General features: G+C 43.1%; 23 protein-coding genes and 1 pseudogene. 19 read left to right on the top strand and 5 right to left on the bottom strand.

Annotated features, from left to right (window positions below):
* Positions 1-93 precede the first annotated feature (93 nt).
* The 17 genes and pseudogenes from BXP28_RS10225 (at position 94) to BXP28_RS10150 (ending at position 11,639) form a co-directional block, all read left to right on the top strand.
* Positions 94-357 carry a head-tail connector protein gene (locus BXP28_RS10225; RefSeq protein ID WP_036656301.1) on the top strand — a complete coding sequence of 88 codons (264 nt, stop codon included), beginning with the start codon at positions 94-96 and terminating at the stop codon, positions 355-357.
* Entirely contained in the window at positions 354-674 is a 321-nt protein-coding gene (locus BXP28_RS10220) for a phage head closure protein (protein WP_023484581.1), read from the top strand. The genes BXP28_RS10225 and BXP28_RS10220 overlap by 4 nt, the downstream gene beginning before the upstream one ends.
* Entirely contained in the window at positions 671-1,063 is a 393-nt protein-coding gene (locus tag BXP28_RS10215; protein ID WP_036656302.1) for an HK97-gp10 family putative phage morphogenesis protein, read from the top strand. Before BXP28_RS10220 ends, BXP28_RS10215 begins: the two co-directional genes overlap by 4 nt.
* On the top strand, positions 1,060-1,389 hold the full coding sequence (locus BXP28_RS10210) for a hypothetical protein (protein ID WP_036656304.1): 330 nt from the start codon (positions 1,060-1,062) through the stop codon (positions 1,387-1,389). Before BXP28_RS10215 ends, BXP28_RS10210 begins: the two co-directional genes overlap by 4 nt.
* Before the next feature lie 35 nt (positions 1,390-1,424).
* On the top strand, positions 1,425-2,021 hold the full coding sequence (locus BXP28_RS10205) for a major tail protein (protein ID WP_046655268.1): 597 nt from the start codon (positions 1,425-1,427) through the stop codon (positions 2,019-2,021).
* A gap of 71 nt (positions 2,022-2,092) precedes the next feature.
* Positions 2,093-2,464, top strand: a complete 372-nt coding sequence (locus BXP28_RS10200; protein WP_023484578.1) for a hypothetical protein — start codon at positions 2,093-2,095, stop codon at positions 2,462-2,464.
* A 233-nt stretch (positions 2,465-2,697) separates the two neighbouring features.
* On the top strand, positions 2,698-3,129 hold the full coding sequence (locus BXP28_RS10195; RefSeq protein ID WP_077584888.1) for a hypothetical protein: 432 nt from the start codon (positions 2,698-2,700) through the stop codon (positions 3,127-3,129).
* Complete coding sequence (locus tag BXP28_RS10190; protein ID WP_077584889.1) at positions 3,075-6,401, top strand: phage tail tape measure protein; 3,327 nt, start codon at positions 3,075-3,077, stop codon at positions 6,399-6,401. The genes BXP28_RS10195 and BXP28_RS10190 overlap by 55 nt, the downstream gene beginning before the upstream one ends.
* Complete coding sequence (locus tag BXP28_RS10185; protein ID WP_023484576.1) at positions 6,402-7,268, top strand: phage tail family protein; 867 nt, start codon at positions 6,402-6,404, stop codon at positions 7,266-7,268.
* A 2-nt stretch (positions 7,269-7,270) separates the two neighbouring features.
* Positions 7,271-8,389, top strand: coding sequence for a siphovirus ReqiPepy6 Gp37-like family protein (locus BXP28_RS10180; protein ID WP_023484575.1), 1,119 nt, complete (start codon positions 7,271-7,273; stop codon positions 8,387-8,389).
* Between the two features lie 5 nt (positions 8,390-8,394).
* On the top strand, positions 8,395-9,468 hold the full coding sequence (locus BXP28_RS10175; RefSeq protein ID WP_051428011.1) for a hypothetical protein: 1,074 nt from the start codon (positions 8,395-8,397) through the stop codon (positions 9,466-9,468).
* A 9-nt stretch (positions 9,469-9,477) separates the two neighbouring features.
* A complete protein-coding gene (locus BXP28_RS10170) occupies positions 9,478-9,819 on the top strand; it encodes a YomQ N-terminal domain-containing protein (RefSeq protein ID WP_036656307.1) in 342 nt (113 codons plus the stop codon).
* Positions 9,816-9,977, top strand: coding sequence for a hypothetical protein (locus BXP28_RS23265; RefSeq protein ID WP_167552488.1), 162 nt, complete (start codon positions 9,816-9,818; stop codon positions 9,975-9,977). The genes BXP28_RS10170 and BXP28_RS23265 overlap by 4 nt, the downstream gene beginning before the upstream one ends.
* Entirely contained in the window at positions 9,958-10,188 is a 231-nt protein-coding gene (locus BXP28_RS10165) for a BhlA/UviB family holin-like peptide (protein ID WP_036656310.1), read from the top strand. The genes BXP28_RS23265 and BXP28_RS10165 overlap by 20 nt, the downstream gene beginning before the upstream one ends.
* A pseudogene (locus BXP28_RS10160) lies at positions 10,188-10,676 on the top strand (peptidoglycan recognition protein family protein); the annotation flags it as partial. The gene BXP28_RS10165 and the pseudogene BXP28_RS10160, both read left to right, overlap by 1 nt.
* 400 nt (positions 10,677-11,076) lie before the next feature.
* Positions 11,077-11,316, top strand: coding sequence for a hypothetical protein (locus BXP28_RS10155; RefSeq protein WP_036656312.1), 240 nt, complete (start codon positions 11,077-11,079; stop codon positions 11,314-11,316).
* A gap of 143 nt (positions 11,317-11,459) precedes the next feature.
* Positions 11,460-11,639 (top strand): hypothetical protein, encoded by a 180-nt coding sequence (locus BXP28_RS10150; RefSeq protein ID WP_036656314.1) that lies wholly within the window; start codon positions 11,460-11,462, stop codon positions 11,637-11,639.
* Positions 11,640-11,721: 82 nt separating this feature from the next.
* Here BXP28_RS10150 and BXP28_RS10145 read toward each other — a convergent pair whose 3' ends face one another.
* The 4 genes from BXP28_RS10145 to BXP28_RS10135 form a co-directional block, all read right to left on the bottom strand.
* On the bottom strand, positions 11,722-11,994 hold the full coding sequence (locus BXP28_RS10145) for a hypothetical protein (RefSeq protein ID WP_036656316.1): 273 nt from the start codon (positions 11,992-11,994) through the stop codon (positions 11,722-11,724).
* Between the two features lie 13 nt (positions 11,995-12,007).
* The gene (locus BXP28_RS10140; protein WP_036656319.1) at positions 12,008-12,280 is read right to left on the bottom strand and encodes a hypothetical protein; all 273 of its coding nucleotides are present in this window, start codon (positions 12,278-12,280) and stop codon (positions 12,008-12,010) included.
* Positions 12,281-12,358: 78 nt separating this feature from the next.
* On the bottom strand, positions 12,359-12,532 hold the full coding sequence (locus tag BXP28_RS22725; RefSeq protein WP_158225779.1) for a hypothetical protein: 174 nt from the start codon (positions 12,530-12,532) through the stop codon (positions 12,359-12,361).
* Positions 12,510-12,728, bottom strand: coding sequence for a hypothetical protein (locus BXP28_RS10135; protein WP_036656321.1), 219 nt, complete (start codon positions 12,726-12,728; stop codon positions 12,510-12,512). Before BXP28_RS10135 ends, BXP28_RS22725 begins: the two co-directional genes overlap by 23 nt.
* Before the next feature lie 413 nt (positions 12,729-13,141).
* Between BXP28_RS10135 and BXP28_RS10125 the strand changes: the two genes are divergently transcribed.
* Together BXP28_RS10125 and BXP28_RS10120 are read left to right on the top strand one after the other, a co-directional pair.
* On the top strand, positions 13,142-13,294 hold the full coding sequence (locus BXP28_RS10125; RefSeq protein WP_077585034.1) for an Arc family DNA-binding protein: 153 nt from the start codon (positions 13,142-13,144) through the stop codon (positions 13,292-13,294).
* Positions 13,295-13,452: 158 nt separating this feature from the next.
* Positions 13,453-13,539 (top strand): putative holin-like toxin, encoded by an 87-nt coding sequence (locus BXP28_RS10120; protein WP_077584997.1) that lies wholly within the window; start codon positions 13,453-13,455, stop codon positions 13,537-13,539.
* Between the two features lie 323 nt (positions 13,540-13,862).
* On the opposite strand, the gene BXP28_RS10115 is transcribed toward BXP28_RS10120, so the two are convergent.
* A complete protein-coding gene (locus BXP28_RS10115) occupies positions 13,863-14,342 on the bottom strand; it encodes a hypothetical protein (protein ID WP_023483154.1) in 480 nt (159 codons plus the stop codon).
* Between the last annotated feature and the right edge of the window lie 323 nt (positions 14,343-14,665).

Below are 14,665 nucleotides of genomic sequence, written 5' to 3'. Positions count from 1 at the left end.
AACCCGAACAGCCAGAACAACCGAAGAAGGAATTAGCGGAAGCTGAACCTGCTGGAACACCAAAGCCTAAGCGGCGTAAGGCGGATGATGTGAATGGGTAACATCTCTTTGGAAGAAGTGAAGGAATACCTTCGAATTGATGATGATGCCGGGGATCAAACGCTAAGTACGCTCCTGGAGTCAGCCAAAGAATATCTTGCAAATGCTGGAGTAAAAGAATCAAACAATTATTTATACAAGCTTGCCGTGATGGTGTGGGTCTCCATCTATTATGAAATGGATGATAGGACGCTGGATAAACTCAAACAATCGCTGCAAACGATGATTTTGCAATTGAGGGAAGTGCCTGCAACATGAATCCGGGAAAATTAAACCGCCGGATCACATTTCAAAAGCACGGTGAAACGACGAATGAAAACGGGTTTAAAACAGATGGCTGGGTGGATGTGCAGACGGTTTGGGCGTGCATCAAGACGCTGAAAGGGAAAGAATTTTATGAAGCCTCTACTACACAGAACCAAAATACAACACGGTTTATCATCCGGTATCGAAAAGGGCTTCACCCTGACATGAGGATCAAATATAATAACCGATATTTTGATATTGAAGCCATCATTAATGACGACGAAATGAATAAAACCCTGACGATACACGCCAAGGAGAGGGTACAATGAGCTTTCAAGTGTCTGGTATGGAGGAATTATTAGCCCAACTCCGCCATATGGGAGAAAAAGGAGACAAAATAAAAGAGCAGGCCGAGATGGAAGGTGCAAAAATCATGCAGCAAGCCATCAAGGAAGGTACTCCTATTGGTCCTCATACCAAACACGCTAGAGACCATGTAGAGATTGAAAAGATAGACGACGGCATGATAGTGGGCTACGGTGAAGAGCATTTTTACATGCTTTTTCTGGAAGCCGGGACATCTGAGCGATATACAAAAACAAAGAAATACAAAGGTAAAGTATCCGCAAGAGGAAATGTAGAGCGGATCTATAATAGCAACGAGAAAAAGGCACTGAAAGCTATGCAGGAGGCGGTGAAACGTGAGTTGAACCTATGACCATACAAAGTTTGATACTTAGCAAACTAAGGGAACTACCCGTTCCAGTGGCGTTTGAGACGCATTTTGAGAAAGAGAATATGTATGTGGTCTTTTTTATCAACGACGAACGCCCGCTGTTTTGTGCAGATGACGAAGAGCAACTGACCAAGTACTTTATCCAGGTTGATATCTGGTCAAAAGGGGATTACACGGAAATAGAGAAACAAGTTAAGCAGAAGATGCAGGAGCTGGGTGCCATACGGACAAGTGCGTTTGGTCTTTATGCTCCCGACATACAGATGTATCAAAAAGTCTTGCGTTTTGTGATGAGCATGCCTGCCTAGGCGTGCTTTTTATTTGTAAACAAGGGGGAACAACTATGGGAGTACCGATTGGGGTAAGGAATTTATATGTAGCCATCTTAAAAACCGATGATAAAAATGGTGCGACGTACGACAAACCCGTCCACCTGGCTAAAGCGGTTGAGATCAGCGTAAAACCGAATGTTTCATCCACCACGTTTTACGCGGATGACCAAGCATCTGAATCTGAATCCACATTGGCCGACATTGAAGTAGAGATTACGGTAGATCAAATTGGATCTAAAAACGCCGCCATGCTTCTGGGGGCTAAAGTGGATGAAAACGGAGTGCTGGTTTGGAACAGAGATGATCAAGCGCCATATGTTGCATTTGGCTATCAAGGATCTGAGTCCGGTAATGCACATACGTATGTGTGGCTCTTGAAAGGGAAGTTCGCTCTGCCAGAAGAGAGCAGAAAAACAAAAGGCGAATCCATCGAGTACCAACCTCCAAAACTTACCGCGAAATTCTTACCGCGTGATTATGACGGAGACTGGAAAAGAACCGTCAATAGCGGAGATGAAAATATACCAAAAACCGTAATAGAAACATGGTTTGATCAGGTTTATGAAAAGAAGAAGGTAGTACCGCCAGCAGGTGGAGGAACTAAATAGAATATTTTGTTAGGGGATAGGCATTCTTGCCTCCCCCCTTTTTTATTTTTTAAACATCGAAGGAGGAAGTTATGCCTACATTATCGGAAATTAAACGGCCAAAAGGGGTACAAATTGTCTTTGAGGGTGAAGAAAACCCACGTACTTTACTTTTTGACATGAATGCAATGTGTGTGCTCGAAGAAAGATTTGGAGATGCGTTAGCGGCTTTTAACAAAATGATTGGCGGCCAAGGTGAAGATGAAAACAAGCCCAACATCTCTTTTGTTACATTACGTGCATTACTTTTTGCTGGGCTTGCTCATGAAGATGAAGCGCTAACCGAACAGCAAGTAGGAGCCAAAATTGGTTTCGATAATATGTCTGAGTTAGCGGACAAAATTATAGAAGCCTTTAACCTAAGTATCCCTGGGGAACAACAAAATAGCGGAAAAAACCAGTAACGTCCCAAACCGATGAAAAGGTCGATTGGGACGTTTTATATTATTTCGTTACCGTCACTCTGCAAAAGAGTGATGACTTTTTTTGGAAAAGTACCCTGAAACAACTCAATATGCTCATGAGTGTGCACAGAAAACTAAACATGACAGAAGAAGAGCGGAAACAAGAAGAAGCGCGGGCACAAGAAAAACAAGTAGCCTATCATTACTTATTTTAGCGGCGAGGGGGTGAAACGTTGGGAACAGTCGGGAATTTGAATATTAAGGTGAATCTGGATGCGGTTAATTTCCAGAAGACTATTGAGCAGATTAATAGAGAGATGAAGCTGGTTGATGCTTCCTTTAAAAACGCAAGCAGCTCATCGAAAAATTTTGGAAATGCGCAAAATCAGCTAAGACTTAAAGCGGAACAGCTATCCAATTTGCTTGGTCTACAAAAGCAAAAGGTTTCCATGTTGGCGCAGTCTTACGAAAGAGCTAGAAAAGCCCAAGGCGATAACGCCAAAGAGACTCAAAACTATCTCACCCAGCTCCACAATGCGGAGGCCAGGCTAAATAAACTTCAAGGTGCGCTAGATGCAACGAATAAAAAAATAGCAGATAGTAACGGCAAATGGGCGCAGATGCGGGAAAAATGCAGTCTGTTGGGAAACGGATGGAGCAGCTAGGCGGCCAGCTACAAAGCGTTGGATCAAATCTCTCCATCGTGTTTGGAGCCACATTTGCAGGATCAGCCCTGGCGCTAAAATCCGTTGTAACTAATGCCGTGGAATTTGAGAGTGCTTTTGCAGGCGTGAGAAAAACGGTAGATGCGTCAGATGACGAGTTTAAAAAAATCGAAAAAAGCCTGTTTGACATGTCTGAGCAGATGCCCAGAAGTGCAACACAACTGGCGGAAATTGCTGAAGCTGGCGGACAGCTTGGTGTAAAGGCTAAAGATATTTCCAGCTTTACCAAAACGATTGCCATGATCGCAGACACGACAAACATCGCACAAGAACAGGCATCCATGGACTTCGCACGTATTGCAAATATCATGGAGCTACCTATCCCCAAACTGGAAAATCTGGCTAGTTCTGTAGTCTGGCTGGGTAACAACTTTGCGACTACGGAAACCGAAATTTTGGATTTTTCCATGCGGATTGCAGGTGCTGGGCGTGTGTTGGATATTCCTGCCGAAAAGATCATGGCCTTGTCTGCGCACTTCTCAAGCTTTGGTATTCGCGCCGAGGCTGGAGGCACAGCATTCAGCACGATCATGACCAAGATAAGTAACGCCGCCGCTAAAAATGGGGATGAACTGAAGCTGTGGGCAAAAATAGCTGGCATGTCAGCAGCGGAATTTAAGAAAAAGTTTAAAGAAGATGCCGCGGGAGCTTTTGCAGATGTCTCTAATGGTTTGGGTCGCATCAAAACAGAGGGCGGAGATTTAAATGCCGTTTTAGACGATCTGGGAATTAAGGAAGCTTTACAGATTGACCTAATGAAACGTACTGCCGGAAGTGGGGATTTACTGAAAGAAGCTTTGAATGGGGCATCTGAGGCATTTCAGGAGAACGTCGCCATGCAGAAGGAAGCGTCAACCCGGTATGAAACGACAAAATCGAAATTAATTATGATGAAAAACACGTTTCAGAATCTACAGACCGAGATTGGGGCTGCCCTGCTGCCGTTTGTCAGCAAATTGGCGGAGGCTTTTTCTGCTTTAGCTAAGAGATTTCAAGGCTTATCCCCATCGATGAAATCCTTTATCGCCGTTGCCCTCGTTGTGAGTTCGGCGATCCTGGGTATATTGGCCGCACTAGGAGCTGTGATGTTTTTCGTCGGTACGGCATTGAGCGGTTTTGGAGCCTTAACTAAGGCTTTGGTTAGCACAGAAAAGGGCACAAAAGCGGCAGGTTTAGGACTTTCTGCTATGTTTGGTCCTCTAGGTTTAATCAGTAGAGCGCTCATTACGCTCTTGCCGTTTATTATTAAATTTGTGGCGACCAACGAAACCTTGAAAAACGGCTTTACCCGTGCGTGGTCGGCCATTTCGAATGCAGTTAAACCCGCAACGGAGGCTATCGGAAACGCTCTTAGTAAATTGGCTCCAGTCTTTACCGGGATTCTAACCGGAATAGGGAATGCTTTGGGAAATGTAATTCCGGTTATAGTAGACGTTGTTTCTTCTCTTTCTAGCGGCGTGGCAAATGTTTTTAATGGGATGTCAAATGCTGCTGGAGGGGCGGGCAACCAATTAACAGGCATTTTTACAACCATAGGTAAGGTGTTAACAACAGCACTGTCGGCTATTGGAGTGGCCATTCAAGCTGTCATGCCCTTTTTTGGTGCTTTAGTTCAAGTGGGTGGATCTATACTAGAGGCGCTCAGTCCGGTATTCGACCAATTTGCCCAAATGTTTACGGAACTAGCACCAGAGTTTCAGAAGACAGGTCAGGTGATTGGGGAATCCTTTAGCAGTTTAGGTCCCGTGTTTGCTGAACTGGGTCAAGCGTTTGCAGAGTTGTTTTCAACCATCGGCACCCTGTTTGCGTCGGAATTGCCAGCCATACTTGAACTGGCAACGGGTTTGTTCAAAACGTTTGTGGAGACGGCAGTTCCGGCGTTTGCTGAAATCGGGAAAGTCATTGCGGAACTAGCGGCAACGGTTTTACCTATTTTTTTAGCCACATTTACCGCCATTTTCCCAATTATTATTGAGGTCATCCAAAGTGTCCTGCCCATTGCCATAGAGCTTTTCCAGTCCGTGATTACCGTGATTGCCCAAATTGCCCAGGCGGTTCTTCCTGTTTTGGTGCAGGTGATACAAACCGTGTTCCCAATCGTGTTAGAGGTCATTCAGGCAGCGATGGCGGTAATTATTCCGGTCATAGCGGCGATCGTTCCCGTTATCCTGAACATTACACAGGTTGTCATTCCGATTATCCTAGAGGTCGTGCAAGCCGTCTTTCCTGCGATCATGGAAATTATCCAAATGGTTATTCCCATCGTGATTGAAATCTTATCCGGTGTGGCTTCGCTTATCAAAAATGTGGTGGTGCCCGTCATTCAAACCATTTTGCAGATTGTACAGGCTGTGTTCCCTGCCGTGATGGGGATCATTAAAAATGTGATTGGGATTATTACAAACATTATCAAATTTTTTACCTCCATCCTTAAAGGCGACTGGTCGGGAGCCTGGGAGGCCATCAAGGGCATAACGGGTAATTTGCTAGGAATTATCAAGGGCATTATTTCCGGAGCCGTTGGAGCCGTCAAGGGAATCTGGAATGGCTTAAAAGATACCATTGTCAGACTGGCATCGGACATGTGGGACGGCGTATGCGAAATCATGGGATCTTTGAAAGATTTCATTGTTAAAATATGGGACGATGCTGTAGATTTCCTTAAAAATATTGATCTATTACAAATAGGTGAGGATATTATCATGGGGCTCATAAAAGGGATTGGAAACATGGCTAAAGGTGTGTGGGATGCAGTCACAGGAATAGGAGAGGGCATAGTTAAGGGGTTTAAGTCTTTCCTTGGTATCAACTCTCCCTCTAGGGTAATGGCTAAATTAGCTACAAGTATACCCGAGGGCGTGTCGAAAGGTATTAGGGATAGTGCCAATGTTGCCTATAAAGCAAACGATGAGCTAGGAAAGAAATTATACGACACCTCCAAACAATGGATGACGAAACGCCGCGATCTTGCTTTAAATAAAGGTGTTATGCATGTGCAGGCTAAATTGGTAGATCCACATAGCATTGCAAGTATAGTCAATAGCAATGCACGGTCAATTATGCCGAACAATAATATTAGTAATATTAAAAATTATAATAATACAACGAGCTTTCAGCCCAATGTTGTCATACAAGCTCAGGACTATTCGCAAGCTGAACGTAAACAAAGAAGAATGCTAACGGAGATAGCTTTAGAGTTGGGGATGAGGTAAGTGGAACAGGTCATATTTACAAATAGCAGGGGCGAATCTATTACATTTAGTAGGTTCGCTCCTTTTAAATTGGTTAGCCGCGTTTTTTCTGATGGGGTGCATTCCAAAGTCGTAACCCAAAGATCCCCTTATCAAGATGGGGTTACGTATGTGGATGGTCAGATCCAAGAACGGGGAATGCAGTTAGAATTCCTGATCGTTGCGGAAAATAAAAACCACATGGCGCAGTTAAGACGGAAAATTAGCTCTATATTCAATCCGAAATTAGGCATGGGTGAATTGGAGTGCCATGTATCTGATGGTATCAAACGAAAAGTAGATTGTGTGATTGAAATAGCTCCATCGTTTCCTAAGGAAAAAGAGACACGTACAACACGTGTACAGCCGTGCCTTGTTTCTCTTTTTTGCCCGTCCCCCTATTGGGTAGATACGTATACGACAAGCCGCCAAATGAGCTATGTCATGGGCGGCTATAAGTTTTCTCTTCGGCTGCCTGTGTCGTTTTCCAAACGCTCATTTCAACGTGGAGTCGTAAACGAAGGGGATGTGGAAACACCAGTGAAAATTGAATTTAAAGGGCCAGCTCAAAATCCTACGGTGTATAACCGAACCACGGGGGAATTCATCCGGGTTAAAAGGGATTTAAGTGAAAATGACATCTTGCATATTGATACTACATTCGGAAAGAAAAGAGTCGAAATTGTTCGCGCAAGCGGTAGGGTGGAGAATGCGTTTCACTACATCGATCTCGCCAGCTCCTTTTTTCAACTGGTGCCGGGTCCAAATACACTGGAATACAACAGCAACAACGATAGCTCAAAGACAAGAGTTACGGTTACGTATAAAAACCGATACGTGGGGGTGTAAGGATGGAGCCTATCAGACTCATAGACACGGATTTTAATCTTTTGGGAGAGGTGGACTCGTATACATCCCTGAAATGGATTCGCCGTTGGCATAAACCCGGTGAAGTCGAACTGCGCATTAATCCTTTCATGCAAAATGCGGATCAACTCCAGGAAGACGTGATCCTATTTAAAGCTAGTCGCCCGGAGGAAGCTGCTATTATCAAGCATAGGGAAATTACGCTAAATGAAGACGGGGCGGAGGAACTCATCATTAAGGGGAACCTGCTGGCTAGTCTAATTGGTCGACGCATTACGTATCCTCCCGAAGGAAAATCCCATGACTATTTTAATGCACCTATTGAAACTGTAATTAAACAAATCATTAAACATAATTGCGTAAATCCGGTTGACCAAGAACGTACCGTACCAGGACTAATTTGTGCGCCTGATCAGGGACGCGGGGAGAAAATCCAGTTTCAAACGCGATACAAGCCGCTAGGCGAAGAAGTAGAGAAACTTAGCCTGATGTCCCAAATGGGCTGGGAGGTATCGTTAGATATTGAAAGCCAGCGATATGTATTTGATATGTTAACCGGACGAAACCTAACGGCTGACCAGGATGTCCGCCCTCCTGCTATCTTTAGCACGGCGTATGACAACATTGAGAGCCAAAGCTATACCAATAGTGCGATAGGGTATAAAAACATAGCTGTGGTCGGTGGACAAGGCGAGGGAGAAGATCGGAAAATCGTTACGGTAGGTACATCAACAGGTCTAAATAGATATGAAATGTTTGTCGATGCCAGGGACGTTGGGACTCAAGAAGAGGGCTCAGAACCTCTCTCAGAAGAGCAGATAAAGACAATGCTGACGGATAGAGGACGTGAAAAATTGGCGGAAGTAAAACGGGTAGAGTCTCTCGAAGCCAAGATTCTAACCCAATCCAATCTCACCTACCGTAAGGATTACGATTTAGGGGATGTCGTGACTGTGCTAAACCGTCAGTGGGGGTTGACGATGAACACAAGAATTACAGAAGTAGCGGAAGTATATGAACCCTCCCAAGTTCGCATAGATGTTACTTTTGGTAACAGTATTCCGACACTAGCGGATGTAATAGGACGAAAACTAAGGAGTTGATGAGGTTGGCAGAAACCTACAGATTTTTTGATTCGACGGATACGGACGAGCGACTCTACTCGGCAGATGAATTTGCCGAGTATTTTCGACAAGTCCTAAGTGACGGCGTGTTTAACGGCGGCACAAATCTTAAGGTAGAAAGCACAGGTAAAAACATGGAAACCTATATTCAGCCAGGTTATGCCTGGTTGCAAGGATATCTATATGCCGTAAAGGATACGAAGCTAAACCTACAGCACCCTTATCCACATGCTACGCTGGATCGTATTGATCGGGTAGTTGTGCGTTTGGATAAACGACTAGAACATCGGTATTTAAAGGCTTTTGTTAAAGAAGGGACACCCTCGACTAGTCCCAGCCCTCCTGCATTAACACGTAACGACAACGTGTTTGAAATCAGCCTGGCGCAAGTGAAAATAGTAAAAGGTAAATCTTATATCGAAGCTTACCAAATAACAGATGAGAGGCTAAACAAAACTGTATGCGGCATTGTTAACTCCCTTATACAGGCCGATACTACCACTATTTTTAATCAATTTAAACATTGGTTTGACTCTCGAACCGCGGATTTTGAAAAAGAATGGAAAGACTGGCTGGAAGAAATGAAGGACAAGGGGGGCGGTAAATTTGGCGTAACATCCGTCAACGGTAAGACCGGGGATGTGATACTTATGGCCAAACATGTTGGAGCTCCAAGTATAAATGATCTTCGAGCATACGCCCTGAAAGGCGAACCCGCGGGGCAGTACACACCTACGTTTTTGAATGGTTGGTACGTACAAGCAGGCGAAGTTAAAGGGGTTTGTTATTACAAGGACCAATTTGGCTATGTCCACCTTTATGGCACTTGCTCAGGGACTAAAACTGAGTTTGGCACACCCCTGTTCAACCTCCCGGCTGGGTTTCGCCCAAGTGGTGTAATCCGCGTTGGTTGTCTGATGATCAACTTTGCAGACTACTCCAGATCTATTCAATTTCTGGGTGTGTATCCCAGTGGAGAGGTATTGGTAGAAAGTTATGGGCTACCCGGTTTTGTCTCGTTTACCATTTTCCCCTCCACATTTTACGGACAAAGGTAGGTGTTTGAGATGGATAAGATCATACAAGCCAGTCGAGTAGACAAAGCAGGTAAATATGTAGAGGCACTGGCACTCATAGAGAAAGACGGGAACTATTTTAATCTTTTGGATCAAGAGGTGCCCATAGATGATACTGTCGTATTTGATCCTTTACCCATGCCGATTTATACGCCTATTTGGGATTTTAAGGGAAAAGTCTGGAAAGAGGGACTTTCTGCTGAGGAAATTGATCAGATCAAAAATCGTCCTGACCCACCTGATCCGATGAAGGTCATAGAGAAACAGATCAAAGCTTTGCAAAAAGCACTAAATTATGTGCTTGTTGACCAAGAGGAGGCGAATGAGGAATGAAAAGTGAACTGTATCCCCACTTTTATTATTGCTGGTGTAACCAAACCGTAACCCCAAGGCAGTTGGAGCGAGCTGTGGAAAAAGGGTATATCACGGAAAAAGAGCGTAAAACGATATGTCAAGTGGAGGTGAGAGAGGATGGAAGACCAAATTTTTAATACAGCGCTAAATACCGGGATATTTGGTGCGCTGTTTATCTGGCTGCTTTTTACTACAATGAAGAAAAATGAAGTGCGGGAGAAGGAATATCAGAAGACCATTAGTGAGAACCAGCAAGTCATTCGGGAGCAAGCAAAGTCTTTTAGCCTTCTTTCAAGTGATATCGCGGAGATCAAAGGGATTCTAAAAGGAAACGGAGGTGCTGAATGATGGAAATTAGACAGATGTTAGTTGACCCAAGCAAATATGGTGTTAAATGCCCAAACAAGATGACACCAAAATATATTACGTTTCACAATACCTACAATGATGCTCCAGCGGAGAATGAGATTCGCTATATGATTGGAAACAACAGAGAAGTTAGCTTCCACGTTGCTGTGGACGATAAAGAAGCTGTTCAGGGCATTCCTTTTGATCGAAATGCATGGCATTGCGGAGATGGGAACGGAACAGGAAACCGTCAGTCCATCGGCGTAGAGATTTGTTATTCCAAGTCCGGCGGTAACCGATATTATAAGGCCGAGGACAATGCGGCTATTGTCATTGCCCAGCTTATGAAACAGTTTTGCATTCCTGTTGAGAATGTGGTTCCACATCAGCACTGGAGCCGTAAATACTGCCCGCACAGAATGTTAGATGAGGGAAGAGTGCCGAGTTTTATAGAACGTATTAAACAGGCATATGAAGGAGAGGAAGACATGAATAGAACATTACAACTGGAAGATTGGCAGTGGAAACAGCTTTTCGACAATATGGGGTTAGCCTGGAATGCAGGGAAGTTTACAGATTGGGGTTGGATGGTTAAGATCGAAAACCACACCCTTACCGTTGATGAATTGGTATGGCTGAATAACCACATTTTGGCGAGTAGTTTATAAGGTAGACGGCTATGAAAAATCAGATACACGTAGAGGTTAGCCGATCTACCGAGTTAGATAGGTGGATTGCGGAACGGCACTATCTATCAGGCTGATAACTGGTTTGTTCTGGGCGTTAGTAAATCGGGTAGGTGGAGTAACAGGCCCGGAAGGGAAGACCGAGATACGTCAGTAAAAAAGCGGTGGTGCAGAACACCATAAACGATTAGGAGTTTTCACTATGAATATAGAAATTACAGATGCTTTACTGGTTGCTGTTATCGTGGGTTTTGTAGAAATAGCGAAAGGAATGGGACTACCAGTTCGTCTGGCTCCCGTTCTTTCCGTTATCCTGGGCATCATAGCAGGTGTTGTTTACTTCCCAGGTGATGTGAAGACAAGCGTTATGTTTGGTATTATTTCTGGTCTTACTTCATGTGGGCTGTATAGTGCCGGTAAGAGCGCTGTAAAGAAGGGATAGTAACAGAAAATGCTCACTCAGTAACAAAAAACCATCGTATAGTAACAAAATCGTACTCATTACTAACAAATAACGTTGGATTAATAACAATAACGAAACTGAGTTCCTTTAAGGAATTAGCAAAAACTGGAGGGGTGAGCGCTGTGAGAAAAGAACTAAAAAGATTTATTCGTGATGGGGTATCTGAAACCTTGAAACATGAAAAGGCATTTGATGAAGAATTCTCAGAAGTATCAGATCGAATTCATGCAGGCAGGGAAGAGATGCGAAAAGCATCGGAGAATAGAAGAATTCAATTGCAACTGGGTAGACACCTCACTTAATAAATGGTATAATATGGGTGGTATATGCAAAACCTCCATTACAGAAAGAGCCTTGAGGTGTTTCCTCAAAGGCTCTTTTGAATTAAGCGGAACGCAGCTCTGCGTATTCATGTCTACTTATTAATGCTGGGCCGCCTTTTAGTTGCACAATACTACAATGTTTTCCTGAGGAGTCAAATACCTCAAGGTCGCCATCAAACTCTATTATTTGGTATCCATCGGGCAATATATAATCTTGAGGCTCTTCAAATTTTACGCCCTTCACATCAGGTTTTTTAATAGAGTACCCCTCTCCAAGGTCCCATCCATCTAAACCATCTGGGTTATACCATTTCCAAAGTCTAATTATTCCCAATTCTAACCCTCCCTTATTCCTCCAAATATTGAACTTCTTCCAGCAGTTCATCTATATCACCTTTTCGGATGACATACTCTCTGAGTTTTCTAAGAAAACTCAGCATGCCGTCTCTAGTGACTTCTACATATTGTACAGTTGCGGAATCTGTGATAATATGTAGAACTATTTTGCTTCCTAAATCTTCAATCTCTAACCGCAACAGAAGTTCGCAATTATTTAAAATCTCAGCAATTTGTAATGCGGATTTACCTCTGCTCTGATCAGCTTTATATGCGGTAGTCATTTTATTCACCCTCTCATATTTTTATGTGTGATGCGTGATCTTTCTTTTTATTGTAAATCCTTCCTATTCGGTTTTCCATTACTTGATTTTATCATAGGCGGTGACTAAATTACGTACCCGCGTAACAATCACCGCATCTGTATGGTCCGACCATAGCAAAAGCTTCAATATAACCACGAACATACTTTCAGGGGGTCCGTTAGAATCCCTAAGGTGATCAAGGTAATTTTCAACCGATCCAAAGTAACCCATTGTCGATTCCCTCCCGATAAGATGCTATCCATCTACCCCAATCGTCAACATCTTCCCTGTCGCAAAACGCCTCGGCGTCAGCCAGGTTTTCAAAGTCGTCAATCAGATAAAAATCATGAAAAACTGCATACGATTTGAAATCGTTGGAAAAGCCTTGGTAAATGATAAATCCGTTTCTTTTTTGAACAAGTTTCATTGTTCATTTCCTCCTTTAGAGGGGCCGAAGCCCCATGTTATTTATAATATTTTTTGGTGTGTATGTCTTGCCAGCCGTGCTCAAACACCAAAGACTTGCAGTATCTCCGTGCCCTCATTTCAGCCATTTTCCAACAGTTTGAGATGTTACAGGAGTGCCCATCTGCTTTAGCTTGGGCTTCATACCCCTGAATCTCACGTAGAGTACGATAAAATCCCTTGAATGCTACTTCTCTTTTCATTTCTTACGATACCTCCCGCGTTAACTCGCCAGCTTATTTTTGATGTCTTTTGTCATCTTATAGACGTCACATGCTAAATATAACACGACGTCATCATGACGTCAATATGTTTACAAAATAATTTTTTTTTAGTAATATGGTGGCGAAAAGACGTCAGAAGGATGTGAGTAGGATGGAGGAACAAAAGAGGTTTACACTAAGACTTGACTTAAACCTGTTCGAACGTATTAAAAAACAAGCCGAGATAAATAAACGATCTATAGCCAAGGAAATTGAGCATATGTTGGAACAACAATTTAAGCAAAACGAAGACAATACGGGTTAGATATCAAAAAACTCCCGCATATTTTCACGAAAAATAAAAAGCCCCGAAGGGCTGCGGACAATTTTAATAAAAGGTAATATGTGGTACAATGGTACAAGCAATAGTGGCTTACGTGGGCGGTCGGCGCATACCCCTTAATTAGAAAGGGGGTGACGCCAATGGAGACGTTTCAGGCTCTTCAATTAATGTTCCTATTCGGAATGTTTATTCTAGCGCTACTAACGTTTATCCAGAAAATGAAATAGATCGCCCTCGGTAAGGAAACGATCCATTTCGTTTGAAAACCCTTATAAGCCGACCGCTTATTGTGCGGCTGTTGCTGGCCGTAGACGTTCATAGCGTCTGCGGTCTTTTTTAGTATATGCCTAATATCATTATTTTAACATAAATTTATTTTAATTAACAAGTTTATGTGTTTTTCACGAAAAATAAAAAGCCCCGAAGGGCTTATTTAAACAATCCCCGCGCGGCATCTTTAAACCGGATCTATGTATAACCTGTCGTTTGATGCTTGTCCGGGTTGAGAGTGATTTCTTAATGCTTGGTTTACGTACACCAAATTTCATACCTAATCGATGGCCTTATCCATAACATCCTGGTACTTTTTAAACTGGTCTTCTTTCATCTCACCAGTCATTTGTAATAGAAAATTTCCTTTTGCGTATGTGTGTGAGAAAAACAAGGCACTTTGTTTACCCATATTATCGTATGCTTCTTTTACCTTGCTAAGCTCATCCTCTTTATCAAATAACATCACCCGTCCGCCAGCGTCTTCTCCTAATGAAGGGGTAAAGACTCTAATACCCTCTTTAGCCGTTTTCGGGATGATCCCGTAGTCTTGCGCTTCCATTTTTCTGATCTCCCCAACTTCAAGTCCTTCTTGTTTAAATTTTTCAGCCAGTTGTTGCGCCGTTGTTACCTTACTTTTGCTTTCTTTTGTAGGTGCTTCTGTTGCAGTCGGTTTGTTTGCCTCTTTAGATTTGTCCCCGCAAGCTGCCAATACCCCCACGAGTGCAACGATCATGGCAATACTTAAAAACTTCTTCATTATTCCAACTCCTTTTCAGAAAATCCAGATATAACCAGAATTTAGTTTACATCTTAAATGTTGTACAGGCAATAGAAAATTACAAATTTGGTATGTTTTTAATCTGCACACCCATGTCCCCATTGGGGACAAATTGGGGACGAAATGTACTCGGAATCACCATAATTCACTCGGATACGAACAGATACGAACAAGAAAAACCCTTATAAATCAAGGGTTTTAAAGATTCAGTCAGATATATTAGGGGCTCGGGTTCACCTTGCATGGGAAAACGGATTGCGGGTTAAAGAAAAAGTTGCGGCGGATAATCAGATATAGTACGA

The sequence above is a fragment of the Paenibacillus larvae subsp. larvae genome (assembly GCF_002003265.1).
Taxonomy (GTDB): domain Bacteria; phylum Bacillota; class Bacilli; order Paenibacillales; family NBRC-103111; genus Paenibacillus_H; species Paenibacillus_H larvae.
The sequence above is the reverse complement of the archived record's forward strand: the minus strand, read 5'-3'. Positions and strand labels throughout refer to the sequence as shown.